The organism is Pseudodesulfovibrio thermohalotolerans, from assembly GCF_021353295.2.
Taxonomy (GTDB): Bacteria; Desulfobacterota; Desulfovibrionia; order Desulfovibrionales; family Desulfovibrionaceae; genus Pseudodesulfovibrio; species Pseudodesulfovibrio thermohalotolerans.
In genome coordinates this window covers 3,145,230-3,159,048 of sequence record NZ_CP120635.1, presented here as the reverse complement: position 1 = coordinate 3,159,048, position 13,819 = coordinate 3,145,230, and the positions used below count along the sequence as shown (strand labels likewise).

At 58.0% G+C, this 13,819-nt stretch carries 14 protein-coding genes and 1 pseudogene; 9 read left to right on the top strand and 6 right to left on the bottom strand.

The window, feature by feature from the left end:
* Positions 1-45: 45 nt before the first annotated feature.
* The 6 genes and pseudogenes from LF599_RS14830 to LF599_RS14805 all read right to left on the bottom strand — a co-directional run bounded on the left by LF599_RS14830 (position 46) and on the right by LF599_RS14805 (position 6,674).
* Positions 46-960 carry a tyrosine-type recombinase/integrase gene (locus tag LF599_RS14830; protein WP_279521311.1) on the bottom strand — a complete coding sequence of 305 codons (915 nt, stop codon included), beginning with the start codon at positions 958-960 and terminating at the stop codon, positions 46-48.
* On the bottom strand, positions 947-1,285 hold the full coding sequence (locus LF599_RS14825; protein ID WP_279521310.1) for a helix-turn-helix domain-containing protein: 339 nt from the start codon (positions 1,283-1,285) through the stop codon (positions 947-949). The genes LF599_RS14830 and LF599_RS14825 overlap by 14 nt, the downstream gene beginning before the upstream one ends.
* 281 nt (positions 1,286-1,566) lie before the next feature.
* A pseudogene (locus tag LF599_RS14820) lies at positions 1,567-2,525 on the bottom strand (integrase domain-containing protein).
* 710 nt (positions 2,526-3,235) lie between these two features.
* On the bottom strand, positions 3,236-4,810 hold the full coding sequence (locus tag LF599_RS14815) for a 4Fe-4S binding protein (RefSeq protein WP_279521309.1): 1,575 nt from the start codon (positions 4,808-4,810) through the stop codon (positions 3,236-3,238).
* Position 4,811: 1 nt separating this feature from the next.
* A complete protein-coding gene (locus LF599_RS14810; RefSeq protein ID WP_279521308.1) occupies positions 4,812-5,744 on the bottom strand; it encodes a DUF362 domain-containing protein in 933 nt (310 codons plus the stop codon).
* 48 nt (positions 5,745-5,792) lie between these two features.
* Entirely contained in the window at positions 5,793-6,674 is an 882-nt protein-coding gene (locus tag LF599_RS14805) for an AraC family transcriptional regulator (RefSeq protein ID WP_279521307.1), read from the bottom strand.
* A gap of 176 nt (positions 6,675-6,850) precedes the next feature.
* Between LF599_RS14805 and LF599_RS14800 the strand changes: the two genes are divergently transcribed.
* From LF599_RS14800 to LF599_RS14760, 9 genes are all read left to right on the top strand, one after another.
* Complete coding sequence (locus LF599_RS14800; RefSeq protein WP_279521306.1) at positions 6,851-8,038, top strand: iron-containing alcohol dehydrogenase; 1,188 nt, start codon at positions 6,851-6,853, stop codon at positions 8,036-8,038.
* Between the two features lie 28 nt (positions 8,039-8,066).
* Positions 8,067-9,119: an alpha/beta hydrolase gene (locus tag LF599_RS14795; protein ID WP_279521305.1), complete on the top strand. Its 1,053-nt coding sequence runs from the start codon at positions 8,067-8,069 to the stop codon at positions 9,117-9,119.
* Between the two features lie 62 nt (positions 9,120-9,181).
* Positions 9,182-9,664: a cyclophilin-like fold protein gene (locus tag LF599_RS14790; RefSeq protein ID WP_279521304.1), complete on the top strand. Its 483-nt coding sequence runs from the start codon at positions 9,182-9,184 to the stop codon at positions 9,662-9,664.
* A gap of 360 nt (positions 9,665-10,024) precedes the next feature.
* On the top strand, positions 10,025-10,489 hold the full coding sequence (locus LF599_RS14785; RefSeq protein ID WP_279521303.1) for a (R)-mandelonitrile lyase: 465 nt from the start codon (positions 10,025-10,027) through the stop codon (positions 10,487-10,489).
* 91 nt (positions 10,490-10,580) lie between these two features.
* Positions 10,581-11,237 (top strand): carboxymuconolactone decarboxylase family protein, encoded by a 657-nt coding sequence (locus tag LF599_RS14780; protein ID WP_269943403.1) that lies wholly within the window; start codon positions 10,581-10,583, stop codon positions 11,235-11,237.
* A gap of 63 nt (positions 11,238-11,300) precedes the next feature.
* On the top strand, positions 11,301-11,834 hold the full coding sequence (locus LF599_RS14775) for a flavodoxin family protein (RefSeq protein ID WP_279521302.1): 534 nt from the start codon (positions 11,301-11,303) through the stop codon (positions 11,832-11,834).
* An 18-nt stretch (positions 11,835-11,852) separates the two neighbouring features.
* Positions 11,853-12,548 carry a flavodoxin family protein gene (locus tag LF599_RS14770; protein WP_279521301.1) on the top strand — a complete coding sequence of 232 codons (696 nt, stop codon included), beginning with the start codon at positions 11,853-11,855 and terminating at the stop codon, positions 12,546-12,548.
* Positions 12,549-12,564: 16 nt separating this feature from the next.
* The gene (locus tag LF599_RS14765; RefSeq protein WP_279521300.1) at positions 12,565-12,942 is read left to right on the top strand and encodes a tautomerase family protein; all 378 of its coding nucleotides are present in this window, start codon (positions 12,565-12,567) and stop codon (positions 12,940-12,942) included.
* A 9-nt stretch (positions 12,943-12,951) separates the two neighbouring features.
* A complete protein-coding gene (locus LF599_RS14760) occupies positions 12,952-13,785 on the top strand; it encodes a cyclophilin-like fold protein (protein ID WP_279521299.1) in 834 nt (277 codons plus the stop codon).
* The last annotated feature ends 34 nt before the right edge of the window (positions 13,786-13,819 follow it).

The following is a 13,819-nucleotide window of genomic DNA, read 5'->3' as shown; positions in this document are numbered from 1 at the left end:
GGCAACCCGTTTGGTGTTTGTGTGTGAACCGCGTGTGCGAAATTGCTAGGCGACTTTGTCACCCCTCTTGCGGCTTTCCCTTTCGTAGACGTCCATGGCGTCGCGTTCCACGTCACGGAGCTTTTCCAGATAGATTTCCGTGCTTCGCCGGTCAGCGTGACCAAGGACGCGCTGGATGCCGGGAAGCAATGCTCCGTTGTTATCCATGACGGATGCGCCCGATGCCCGGAAGCGGTGGAAGGTGTAGTAATTCACCCCGGTCCGCTTGCAGGTGGTTTGGAGCATTTTGTGCCTGCCACCATTGTATGGGCCTTCTTCCATCCGACGGGTATCGGCATTGTAATACCGATGCCAGAAGACCCATTCCTTGCCGGGGTCACGGTCAGCGTACAGTGACGAAAGGACTTCGTACAATTTGTCCGTCATCGGCACCTGGCGCAGCACCGGTTCCCGGTTCCGGTTTTTGTGCGTTTCCAGCTCGATGTATCGTTCCTCGAAGTTGACCCGGTTCCAGGTGAGCCGATGCACTTCGATGCTTCGAGTCATGGTCTCGCGCAACACCCACAGGTAGGGACGGTGCTTCGGCCTGGCCGCTTCGATGATGCGGTCCAACTCCTCGCTCGTGGGAGTGCGTTTCCTTTCCTTGGGCTTGTCGCTGGGGAACGATTCCAGGCCCGCGAAGGGATTGTCCTGAATGAACCGTTGGCCCCGCTTCATGGCCCACGAGAACGCCGCACGGATAACCTTCAGGTCATTGTTGCCAGCGACCGGAGTGCTCTCCCTCACCACTGCCATCAGGAATTCGTCGGCCTTCATGCGTGTTATGGCAGAACACGGCACCTTGCCGAAGTAATCCAGCAAGCGCTGGGCGGCGTACTTGGTCTTCTTGTAATGCGAATCCGAGTATGCTCGCTCAAGGAGGTAATCAAGCCGCAGGTTCAACATATCAAGTAAGTCCATGTCGCCCTGGGCTGCCATTGCCAACTGTCTTTTTACTTCCTTTCTTCTTTCTGCTTCCGCCGCTTTTGCGGCCCGTTTCGTCTTGAACCGCGCCTTGGTGTGGCGCATCCCCTTCACCATGAAATCGTACCGGTACCCTTTCCCGGCTTTGAAATAGACGGTCATAGATATCATCCTCGTTCGGGAAGAACCATGACCCACCACGTTTGACGCCACCGATTTCTTCGGCATGGTCGTAGACCCAGTCAACAGACTTACCCAAGAACGCAGCAACGTCCTTTGCGCATAATACGCGGGTCTTCAGATTGGTGTCAAAGGTCATCATTTTTCCGGGTTGTCATTTTCAGCAGGCGGTCACGCCCGAAAACTCGGCCAACCTTCACTTTGACACTACCGGCATTTAATAAGTCAAACCGACCAGAGGGGGGCGGATGAAATTTCTCCAAAAAGGTTTGAAGACCATGCTCCCCCCACTCAAAATCAGCCCCATCTGTCGGCCCGGAGGGCGACAGATGGGCTGATGGTTGGAGAGCGAGTTTGGCTTCTCAATCTCGCTCTCCAACCTGCGCACACAAGAAAACCCCGCGCGAAATGGCGGGGCTTTTGTTAACTACTGCAACCGAGATAGGCATCTGACACGTCCCGCCTTCCTGCGGAGTGTCCCGCCGTCACTTCTATTTCATCACGGGCTTCACCGTCGAGTCGGGGCCAGTCATCCCCAGCCGCAGCCTGCGCGGCCAGTTGAAAAGTTTCCACGGTTTCATGCTGATTGGGCGGCTGAAAGCCGGTATGTTCTACATACATGCGATGGAACCGCTCATGGCGGTTGCTGTGCAGCGTCCACCCGCTTTCCCGCTTGGTGAACCCGCAAAGCCTGGCCGCGTAGGACAGTTTTTCCTGCCATTTATCACCCATCCCGCTCGGCATGAGGTTATGTATTCCCGGCCTGTCGGATTGGCTGACGTAAGGCAGCGCCCGTTCCGGAGCTTCCTGCTGTCGGTCTGACAGATCGTGCAGCGTTCTGGGCCGTCCCCCTTTCGTCCCGTATCGGACGAGCAGCCTGCGGCCTTCCCTGTTCCAGTCGGCGATCAGATCGACTTTCGCCGCTTTTTCGCGTCGGAGCCCCAGTTCGTACTGAAGGCGAACTTGGGCTGCACACCGGGGGCCGTGCTCGTACTTCACATCGTTTTCCAGCTTCTGGATCGCTCCCAAGACGAAGCTCGGAGTTACCGCCTTGCTGTTGGAGTTGGCGATGCTGCCCGCCTGACGTTGAAAACGGCGTTGCTCGGGCAGATAGAGGTATTTCCGTATGCTTCGCACAAGTGACGAGCCGCCGAAAAGATTTCGGCGATACGCCCGTCACCCGAGCCTTCGTCTTTCATTTGCCGGGCAACTGCCGCAAAGTGCTTATTGGAAATCTTGGACCACTTCCAGACACCAAAGCCGGCACGGCGAAGCCGCTTGGCAAAGGCCTTGGCGTTCTGACGAATCCTGTATTGTTTCGATTTGGGGCCGGACAGGGTTGCCCTATTCGCGCCCAGTACCAAGCTGATGGATTTTGCCATGGATTTCTCCTTCAAGAATAGTTCGGGACAGCGCCCCGGGACAAAGCAGATCGGACCTTTCCCGTCAGCCGGGAAGTGATCTGCCTATGGCGCGGAGATGCGCCACGCAACAACCGATTCGGGACAAATAAAAGCCCGTTTCCCACTGAATGAGAAATTCACGAAATCCATTAAATAAGGGGTGTCACCGCGCAGGCTCATGCGTCCTGTGCACAAAATGGTGACCATGGGGGAATTTGGACAACGGCAGGTTTATAGATACCTGTCGTCTGATCGAGGCGGGTGCTGTGTTTCAGCTTGGGTTTGGATATGAAAGCGTGCCGTTTGGAAATGAATGGCGAAGAAGTGTTAGGTGTTACGGCACGTTGGTGCCAACATATGCGTTCATCAGTTTAGGCTGGCGTCAAAACTTATGAACGTGCCTTGGGTGCGTTTTACCTCCTTCTGGTGACTTATTTATCCGGTGGATATGCCCTGCCATACGACGCCGCAAGACCTTCGCGCAAGGTCCGCCTGGGCCTTTTCGGCACCTTCGGCCGATCCCCCCGCGAGCGTGACACGAGCAGCCGAGATGACAAGGCCAAGCCCTTCGGGCGACCGGCTTTGGCCTGTCGGCCTTGCCATCTCGACTTTGCTTGCGTCGTTATCTCCGCAGGCGACGGCGAGAGGGATGGCGAGAATTGACTCCGGTTCAAGGGATGAAGAAAGCTTCAAAAAGGGAAGTCCTCGTCTGCATCGATCTTCTTGTCCAACTTCACCTCGACCGGCTTTTCCGCCACCTTGTGGACCGGGTTGCCGTCCACCCAGATGGCCTTGTAGGGGCGGGTGGGGCAGGCGTGCTCGCAGCCGCCGCAGCCCACGCAGATTTTCTCATTCACTTCCGGGATGACCAGTTTGCGGCCCTTTGCGTTGAGGTAAGGCACCATGTGCACGGCCTTGGTCGGGCAATGCTCGGAGCAGGCGCCGCAGTTGGTGTTGTCGGTGTAAACCACGCAATTTTCTTTGACGAAATGTGCCACGCCCATCTGGGTTTGCCGCTTCTGATCTTTGGTCAGGGGCAGGATGGCCCCGCTGGGGCAGATGTTGGAGCAGACCGTGCAGTCGAAGTTACAGTGGGCGGCATGGAAATCCATCTGCGGCTGCATCATGCCGGTGACTCCGTAATCGAGGAACGACGGCGCGAGCACCCGCGACGGGCAGGCCGACACGCACAGGTGGCAGGCCGTACAGCGTGAGGTGAAATGTTCGATGCTCTGCGAGCCGGGAGGCGACACCGGGCTGGTCCGCTTTTCCGGAATCGTGGTGGGTCGGCTCTGGGCAAAATTCGGGGACAATGCTGCCTGGGTTTTTGTCGCGGTAATACCCAGTCCGCCTGCTGCCAGCCCGATGAGAAATTTCCTGCGACCGGGATTCTCCCCGTCAGTCTGTGAAACTGGTCGGGCCTTGGGCATGAGGTGCAGGGCGTTGTCACGACAGGCGGTCAGGCAGTTGTAGCAGTCCACGCATCGGGAAACGTCCACTTCACCTGCCTTGAAATCAATGCACCCTGCCTTGCAGACGCCCTCGCACCGTCCACATTCAATACAGGCTCCGCTGTCCACACGGATGCGCAATAACGAGAATCTAGAGACCAGCCCGAGGAGTGCGCCCACCGGACAGAGGGTGTTGCAGTAGAGGCGGCCATGGCGCGCGCTGAGCCAGCCCGCCGTGAGCAGCATGGCCAGCGCCACGCCGATGGAGGCCGGGGCGATGGCGGGCCATTGCACCCGGTAGATGGCGTGAGAGCCGAACCACTCGGCCACGGGCGCGGCCAGGTTGTTGGCGGCCAGGACCATTGGACGGACGAGGTTGGAGAAAATGCGGCCGAAGTTGCTGAAGGGATCGAGGAGATTGAGCAGTAATCCGCTTCCGGCAAGGAACAGGAGCACGGTCAGAGCGAGGAGGCCGTAGCGGAGTGCGCTGTGCGGTTTGGTGAAGGAATATCTGCGCCGCTTCTTCCCGGCCAGACGGCTGACGATGTCCTGGAGCGTGCCGAAGGGACAGACGGTGGAGCAGTAGACGCGCCCGAAGAGCAGCGTCAGGAGCAGTACGGCGAAAAATCCCGCCGAGCCGAGGGTGGCCGCCTCCAGGAAGTTCAGGAGCGAGGGGACGAACTGGAGATACAGCACGGTGTCGGCCATGTGTGTGGCTCCCACGTCCCGGAAATCCAGGAAGAGGGAGGCGGTCAGCGCCAGGAAGGCGACGGCCACACCGACCCGTAGCGGCTTGAGGTGCCGGAAGTGCATCTTAGCCGAGCTTGATGCGGTTGATGGCCAGGTCCTTGAGGTCCATGCGCCCGAGGCCCATTTCGGAGGCCAGCGTTATGTGACGGACCTCGTCGGGGTCCACGCCGTAGAGCTTGGCCCCGGCAGCGTCCGCCGCCACGAAGTCCGTGGACAGGACCTGGGCCTTCATCTTGACCACGTCGCTCTCGGACACCCCGCGCGGGCCGTTGCGCATCATGACGTGGTAGGCGTCCACCACGGTCAGGTCCGGCTTGCGGAAGGAGGCGATGTCCGCGATGCACTGGTGCAGGTCGTTGCGGTGGAAATACCAGCGGTCCCAGACCACGCCCATGAGGTTTTTCATGCTGGCGGTGATGAGGGAGGAGCTGTGGTCCTTGAGCACCGGGACGTTGAAGAACACGTCCGCGTCCAGCAGCGCCTTGTGCACCTGCGCGGTTTTCAGGCGTCTGCCGTTCGGGATGGAGACCTCCCGGTAGTCGCCCTCGCTGTCCGCCGAGAGCATCTTGCCGCCCGCCGCTTCGACGGCATGTTCAATGCCGCTATTGAGGTAGCACTGCCGCCAACTGTCGCAGGAGTGGTCGAAGATAGCGACCTCGCTGGCTCCGGCGTCGAAGCAGTGCTCGACCATGCGGCCCACCAGCCGGGGGTTGGTGTTGCCGCCGCGTGCCGGGGACACGTCCCAGCCGATGTTCGGCTTGATGACGACCCGGCTGCCTCTGGGGACGAAGGCCCGCATCCCCCCATAGGCGGCGATGGCACTGTCGAACATCTCGTCAGGCTCGCCGCCCCGGACGGCCACCATGTCCCACGGTTTCTCCGGCTCGGCTGCCGAAACCTGCGAACTCCAGAATGCGCCCACGCCGCCGAAGGCCAGGGTGGACCCGGCAACGATGGTGGTGCTGATGGCTTGTTTCAGAAAGTCTCGACGATCCATGGTTCTCCCTCCGGTGTTTTGGTGATGCACGCCATCTCAGTGGGTTTTCTACGCTGAACGAACCTCGCGCATGATTTCCGCCGGGCTCTGCCCGAAGTGGCGTTTGAACTCCCGGCTGAATTGGGACGGGCTTTCATACCCCACGGCGTCGGCCGCGAGGTAGGCCTTCATGTTTTTCTGCACCATGAGGTCGCGGGCTCGGGCGAGGCGAATCTTCTTGAGATATTGCAGCGGCGAGTCGGCAGTGATTTCCTTGAACGCCTTGTGAAAGGCGGACACGCTCATGTGCGCGGATTCGGCCAGTTGCTGCACGTCCAGTTTTTCGTTGTAGCTTCCTTCCATCAGGCTGATGACGCGCCCCACCTGGGCGAATGAGTTGCTGCCCCTGGCCAGGGAATAGAGCACCTGCGCCTGACTGCCGCACAGGGCGCGGTAGTAGATTTCCCGAATCAGTCCGGGGGCCAGGATCTTGGCTTCCCTTTCGGAGCGGAGCGCCTTGAGCAGCTTGGTCGCGGTGTCTTTTATGTCGCCGTCCATGGTGGAAGGCCCGATGCCGAGCGGATAGCCGTCTCCCATATCTGCAAATTCCGTTTGGAGATCCATCTGAATGATCAGGTCGTTCAACTGGCCCATGTCGATATCGACATACAGGCCGAGCAGAGGTTCGTCCTCGCCGGGGAAGGATTCGCTTTCAAAGGGCATGGTCACGGAGACGACCAGGTAATTGTCCGCGTCATAGTGGAAGGACTGCCCGCCGATATGGCCGACTTTCGCTCCCGAGGCAACGATGCACAAACCAGGATTGTACAACATTGGTCTGCGGCGAACGTGCTGGGTTTCCTTGAAAAAACGGACGCCCGGATACAGCGATTCAACGGCGCCTCCGTCTGGGATTTCGTATTCTTTTAATAAATCAAGCATGTTGGGCATAGTCTACTCCTCCGGTGGTCTGCTTCTATTATGAACACCATTTTCGGGTCCTATTCAATATAAAGATGACCTCTTTGGAGGAATGAGCAAGGTTTTGAGAGAAATGTGTGTTCAAGGCAGGTCGGGAACTCCTTAAAAAGGATTCATCAGTGAATGAAACCTGAAAGGAGTGCATAATGAATTTTGAATTTCAGAATCCCACGAGGCTCGTGTTCGGTGCCGGCAACCTGTCCCGGCTTGGCGACGTTGTCAGCGAGTACGGCAAAAAGGCTTTGCTCGTCACCGGCGGTGGCAGCGTCAAGCGTAGCGGCGTCTTTGACAAGGCCGTCGAGAGCCTGAAGGCTGCCGGTGTTGAGTTCGTCGAATGCTCCGGCATTGAGCCCAACCCGCGAATCACTTCCGTTGCCCGCGGCGCCGAGATCGCCCGTACCGAGGGGTGCGACGTGATAGTGGCCCTGGGCGGCGGCAGCGTCATGGACGCTTCCAAGGTCATCTCCGCCGCGACTCTTTACGACGGCGATCCCTGGAACATGATCCACCATGGTCAGGAAAACGTCTACGTCCCCACAGTGGCCCTGCCCGTCGTCACGGTTCCGACCCTGGCGGCTACCGGCTCCGAGTCCAACTGCGGCGCGGTCATTACCAATGAGGAAACCACGGTCAAGTCGTTCATCCAGATCCCGCTTCTCTATCCCAAGGTCGCTGTGGTCGACCCCGAGCTGACCGTGGGCGTGCCCAAGGACCAGACCGCCTACGGCATCTGCGATCTCATCACCCATATCACCGAGGCATACCTCAACGGCATCGACAACACGCCCGTTCAGGACCGTTTCGCCGAGGGTGTCATCCTCACCGCCATGGAGTGGGGCCCGAAGGCGCTTGCCAATCCCTCTGACGTCGAGGCCCGCGTTCAGGTGCAGTGGTCCGCGCTGGTCGCCCTCAACGGCTGGCTCCAGGTCGGTACCGACGCTCCCTACCCCGTGCACATGATGGAGCACACCGTCTCCGCCTACCACGACATCACCCACGCGGCCGGCCTGTCCATCATCAACCCGGCGTGGATGCGCTTCGCGGCCAAGTCCAATACTGCCAAGTATGTCCAGTTCGCCGAGCGCGTTTTCGGCCTCAAGGCCAACGGTCCCGACGATCTCGACTGCGCCCTGGCAGGCATTGACCGTTTCGAGGAATTCCTGAAATCCATCGGCTGCCCGACCTGCTTCTCCGAGCTGGGCATCGGTGATGAGCTGTTCGAGACTTACGCCAAGGACACCCTCAAGATCGTAAGCGACGGCAAGGGCAACCTGCCCGGACGTCCGTTCCTGAGCGTTGAGGACATGGTCGAGATTTTCCGGTCCGCTCTCTAAGAATACGCATTTCATGAAGGAGAACGTAATGAAGAAAAATACTACTGCACTCAAAACAATATTGGCCATGCTGCCGATTATGGCGCTGGTCCTGACAACAACCATAGCCCATGCGGAGGACCCTATGACTTGGGATAAGACATTCAAATTGAGCGATAAGGTAATTCACGAAAAGGTATCCTACCCCAACAGGTACGGCATCACGATTTCTGCCGACATGTACGTGCCGAAGGACGTCGACAAGTCCAAGAAGTATCCGGCGCTCGTCATCGGTACGCCGTACGGCGGCGTCAAGGAGCAGGGCGCGGGCATCTACGCCCAGACCATGGCCGAGCGCGGCTTTGTCGCCATCGCCTTTGACGAATCTTACAACGGCGAAAGCGGCGGCGAGCCCAGGCACGTCTCTTCCCCCGAAATCTTCTCCGAGGATTTCAGCGCGGGCGTGGACTTCCTGGGGACCCGTCCCTTCGTTGACCGGAACCGCATCGGCGCTATCGGCATCTGCGGCAGCAGCGCATTCGCCCTCAAGGCCGCCCAGGTCGACCAGCGCATCAAGGCCATCGCCACCGCGAGCATGTACGACATGAGCCGCTTGCTCCGTAACGGCTGGGAAGATTCCATGACCGCCGAACAGCGGACCCAGATGCTCACCGAACTCGGCGAACAACGCTGGAAGGATTTCGAAAACGGCACGCCCATGCTGCCCGAAGGCTTCCCGACCGTGGCTGCCGACTCCATTCCCGAAGGCCTCGACCCCATCATGAGCGAATTCTGGGAGTACTATGCCATGCCGCGCGGTCACCATCCCCGCGCGCAGGCTGCGTTCACGATGACCAGCAACATGGCTTTCGTGAACTTCCAGCTGATGACCTTCGTCACCGACATCGCCCCCCGTCCGATCCTGTTCATCATGGGCGAGAAGGCGCACTCCCGCTACTTCACCGAGGATGTCTACAAGCTCGCCGGTGAACCCAAGGAACTCGTCATCATCCCCGGTGCGCGTCATATCGATCTGTACGATCGCGTGGACATGATCCCGTTCGACAAGCTGGAAGACTTCTTTACCAAGAATCTGAAGTAAACGGATAGTTCGTTGTTTGCCGTCCCGGACAAGCCGGGACGGCAAACATCACGGAGGATTGTATGAAGTTGAAGACAATAACACTATGCCTCATCGCCCTGGTCGTCCTTGCGTCGGCTCCAAACAGCAACGCGCAATCGGGAAGGATCGGCAATGGGGAGGGGGATAATCGTATCATCGAAAATGCAACCAGAATAAAACTGATAGTTGGCGAAACCATCATTCCCGCAGTGCTGAACGACAGCAAGCCCGCCCAGGCTTTGATCGCCAAGCTGCCGTACACTGTCCAGCTGTCCCGGTATGAACACGACTATTGCGGCGTCATGAGCGAACCGCTTCCTTACGACGACGCGGAGCTGCGTAGCGGATGGAAGAACGGCGACATCGCTTTTGCTGTGAGCGGCAACTATTTCGCGATCCTCTACAAGGACGAGGACATTTCCCAGCAATTCGACGGCATGGTCACCATGGGAGGGTTGGGTTGCGATCCCGCGATCATGGGTACCCTTGACGGCAGCATCGCCGTCAGGATCGAGCGAGACTAAATACCCTGAGCCGCCCGAAAACAGACGAGGAGAATGATTATGAGTAATACATTCACCGGAGAAGGCCTTTTTCCCAAGGCCCCCTGAACGAAGCGTACGTAGCCTATTTTACCGGAGCCAGCTACCTTGAGATGCTTTCCCTGGAAGGCGTGGAGGTTCCGGCAGAGGACAAGTCCAACGAATGGCTGGAGCCGGTATCCGACGAACAGTACGACGCGCTCAGTTAGTTTCTTCCGGGCGTTTTCATACCCGATTTCAGCCCGCCATGAGGCTGGCCCAACAAAACCGGGCAACTTTCCTGTGCGGCTCTCGAAATGCTATACCCGTAGGGAAATCCGGACCAACTCAAAGGAGTCTTCAATGAAGAAAGTCATCGTCATCCTGGCTGTATTGGCCTTTGCCTCGGTCGCATTCGCGGAGCAGGGACAGGAAGTCTACCGCAAGGGAACCCAGAAATCCTTCGTCGGCCCGGCCGAGTATTTCACCGGCGACGTCACGGTGGACATGCTGTTCCCGGCCAACGACACCGCCCACTATTCCGGGGCGTATGTCACCTTCCAGCCCGGAGCCAGGACCAACTGGCATTGGCACCCGGCAGGACAGCACATGATCGTGACCGACGGCGTTGCCTTGACCGGGACGCGCGACGGCAAAGTCATCGAATTCACGGAAGGGGAAAGCGTCTGGTGTCCGGTCGGTGTCGACCACTGGCACGGCGCGACTCCCGACGGTGCCATGACCCATCTCGTCATTTCCGGCAGCAAGGACGGCAAGGCCGTTGTCTGGAAAGAAAAAGTCACCGACGAACAATACATGAAGCGATAGGAGATCGGCCATGCAGCTTAATAGATATGCTTTGACACTGGCCGCGTTTGTCCTCGCTTTCGGTCTTGCGACAACAACGGAGGCAAGCACTATGAACAAGGAAACGACCCTCGACGTCCGACAGAAGGCGATTGTCACCATCGCCGCCTTCACCACGAGCGGCGATATCGAGAAGCTCAAACCGGCCTTGAACGAAGGGTTGGACGCCGGGCTGACCGTCAACGAAGTCAAGGAAGTCCTCGTCCAGATGTATGCCTATGCGGGCTTTCCCCGCAGTCTCGGCGGCATCTGGGCCTTCATGGGTGTGATGGATGAACGCAAAGCCAAGGGCATCAAAGATAAGGAAGGCAGGGACGCATCTCCGCTTCCGGCTGACCTTGACCGGGATGCCTACGGTGCCCGAGTCCGAGCGGACTTGTCCGGCCTCAAGGAGCTCCCGACAACCAAGGCTCCCTATCAGGAGTTCTCGCCCATCATCGACACGTTCCTCAAGGAGCACCTGTTCGCGGACATCTTCATCCGCGATATCCTGACCCACCAGGAACGCGAACTGGCGACCATCGCCTGCCTGGCCAGCCTGGGCAAGGCCGAAGGTCCGCTCAAGTTCCACATGGGAGCGGCCATGAACACCGGCCTGTCCGAAGGTCAGATGCACGACTTCGTCAAGGTGCTCGACGTCCGCGTGGGCAAAGAGCAGGCACAAAGCGCGAGCGGTGTCCTCGACGCCGTTCTCGCCGGTCGCAAGTAACATGACTATAAAATGGCGTGGTCTTTCTAACGGGAAAGACCACGCCCAACACGCTGAAAAGACATGAGTAAAAGAACACTTCTTATATCTTCAAGTCCGAGAAAGAACGCCAACTCCGACATCCTGTGCGACGAATTCATGAAAGGAGCGCAGGAGGCCGGGCACAGCGTGGGAAAAATCCGTTTGGCGGACAGCCACATCAACTATTGCACCGGATGCTGCGCCTGTATCGGCAATCCGGGAAGCTGCACCCAGGCCGACGACATGAACGGAATCCTGCAAAAGATTCTCGATGCCGATGTTCTCGTGTTTGCCAGCCCTATCTATTTTCACTCTTTCAACGGCCACATGAAAACGTTCATGGACAGGATCTGCCCCATCTACCCTCTTATTCATGACAAGGACGTCTATTTCATGGTGGCCGCAGCCGGTGGCAACCTCCCCGTTAAGAATGCGTTCAAAATCTTCAGGGTGTTCACTGACTGTCTGGATGTTGAAGAAAAGGGGACGGTTGCCGTTACCGGTGTCTGGTCCGAGGGCGGCGTCAGAGGAAAACGCGCACTCAAGGATGCATACGAAATGGGTTTGAAAGCCTGATCATGAGCGAGGTGATCCATGCCGGATGAAAGCAGAAAAACAGGAAAGGACAGGGCTGCGTTTTTGGGTGAACGACGAAACCTACTCAAGGCCGGGGTGGCCATGGCCGTCGCCCCGGTGTTTGCGGGCATGTCTGTCGTGTCGGCACCCGCCGAAGCGCAGGCAGGTCCGAGTAAGGACCGCAAGAATGTGCTCATCATCTCGTCGAGTCCCAGAATGAATAGCAACTCCGAAGCTCTGAGCGACGAATTCATGCGGGGTGCACGGGAAGCGGGACATCAGGTGGAAAAGATCCGCCTTGCGGAAAAGGCCATCAACTACTGCACTGGTTGTTTGGCCTGCATCTCAGATCCGGGTTTCTGCAGTCAGCAGGATGACATGGCTGAAATCCGTGAAAAAATGCTCGCCGCCGAAGTGCTTGTGCTTGCCAGCCCGGTTTATTTCCATGCCATGAACGGCCAGATGAAAGTCTTCGTCGATAGGGTCTGCCCCATTTATACCATGCTCCGCGACAAGGATTTCTACTATTCGGTTTCCTGCGCAGGCGGTGATTCACAGGTGGAGAGTTCCGTGAACAGCCTGAAGGTGTTCACCGGGAGTTTTTCCGGTTGCAGGGACAAAGGCGTCATGTCCATTACGGGATCATGGGACGGAGGTAACGTGAAGGGTACTCGTGCTGGAGAAAAGGCCTATGAAATGGGCCTGAACGCCTGACCGGTTCGGAGGAGTTATGAGCAACAAGTATTCCCGTCGGGATTTCATTGCAAGAGGGGCTGTCGGCCTTGGAGCTGCGGTCGCATTCAAACTATGCGGACTCTGCGGCTCGGACGGATTGGAAGTTGCCGGAGCCATAGCTTCGGACGGAGCAAAGGAGGAAATCATGCCCCATGTCAGCGTCAAGCTCTGGCCCGGCAGGTCGGAAGAGGACAAGCAGCGTCTCGCCGACGCCATTGTGGAAGAAGTCGTCAAATACACGGGTGCAAGCAGATCGTCCGTTTCGGTCTCAATAGAGGAAATTTCGTTCGGCGATTGGAAGGAGAAGGTCTACGACCCGGATATCCGCGACAAGGCCGATATCCTGTACAAGAAGCCCGGATACTCGATGTAAGGGGGAACCATGCTCGCGCTCATGAAAAACGTCTCGTTCATGCTGGCCCTCGTCGCCTGCATTCTCGTGTTGGACTTCGATTCCCAAGTGTCGGCTGCCGATGATCAACCGTTGCCCCTCTCTGACATGAGGGTGGAGATTCACTCTCAGGGAAAAACGGCGACATTCCGGCTCTACGACACCACTGCCGCCAGGGAGTTCTACGATCAACTGCCGTTGACGCTCGACCTGACCAACTTCCGTGACGCCCAGTGGATGTTTTACCCGCCCGAGAAGTTGAACGTGAAGCCGAGCGAAGCCTACCATGACGGAAAGAAGGGTGAGCTGAGCTATTACGCGCCCTGGGGCGACGTGTTCATGCTCTACAAGGATTTCTATGCGGGCGACGAGATGCATCGCCTTGGCGTCGGACTGAGCGGCATCGAAGACATCGCCGCGATGTCGGGCAGTGCCGTTGTTCGAAAGATGGAACCTCTTGCCGAAGATAAGGGAAAAGTCATGCAAATTACTGTCACTTCCAACGGAACCACAATAACCTATGAACTCAACGACAGCCAGGCGGCAAAAGACCTGTACGCCCAACTGCCGCTGGAGATCGAGGTCGAGGACTACGGTGGAAAGGAGAAGATTTATTACCCTCCCAAGAAGCTGAATACTTCGAACACCCCGTTGGTCAAATCTGCCCATCCCGGCACCCTCGCATACTATGCGCCTTGGGCCGATGTCGTCATGTTTTACGGCAGCTTCGCTTCCGCCTCCGGACTGTACGAACTGGGGGAAGCCATCAAAGGGACCGAGTCCATCCGCTCCCTGAGTGGGACTATTCGAATTGAAGCCCGGTAAATCAACACAGCATATTTCCCCGACAATCCTCATC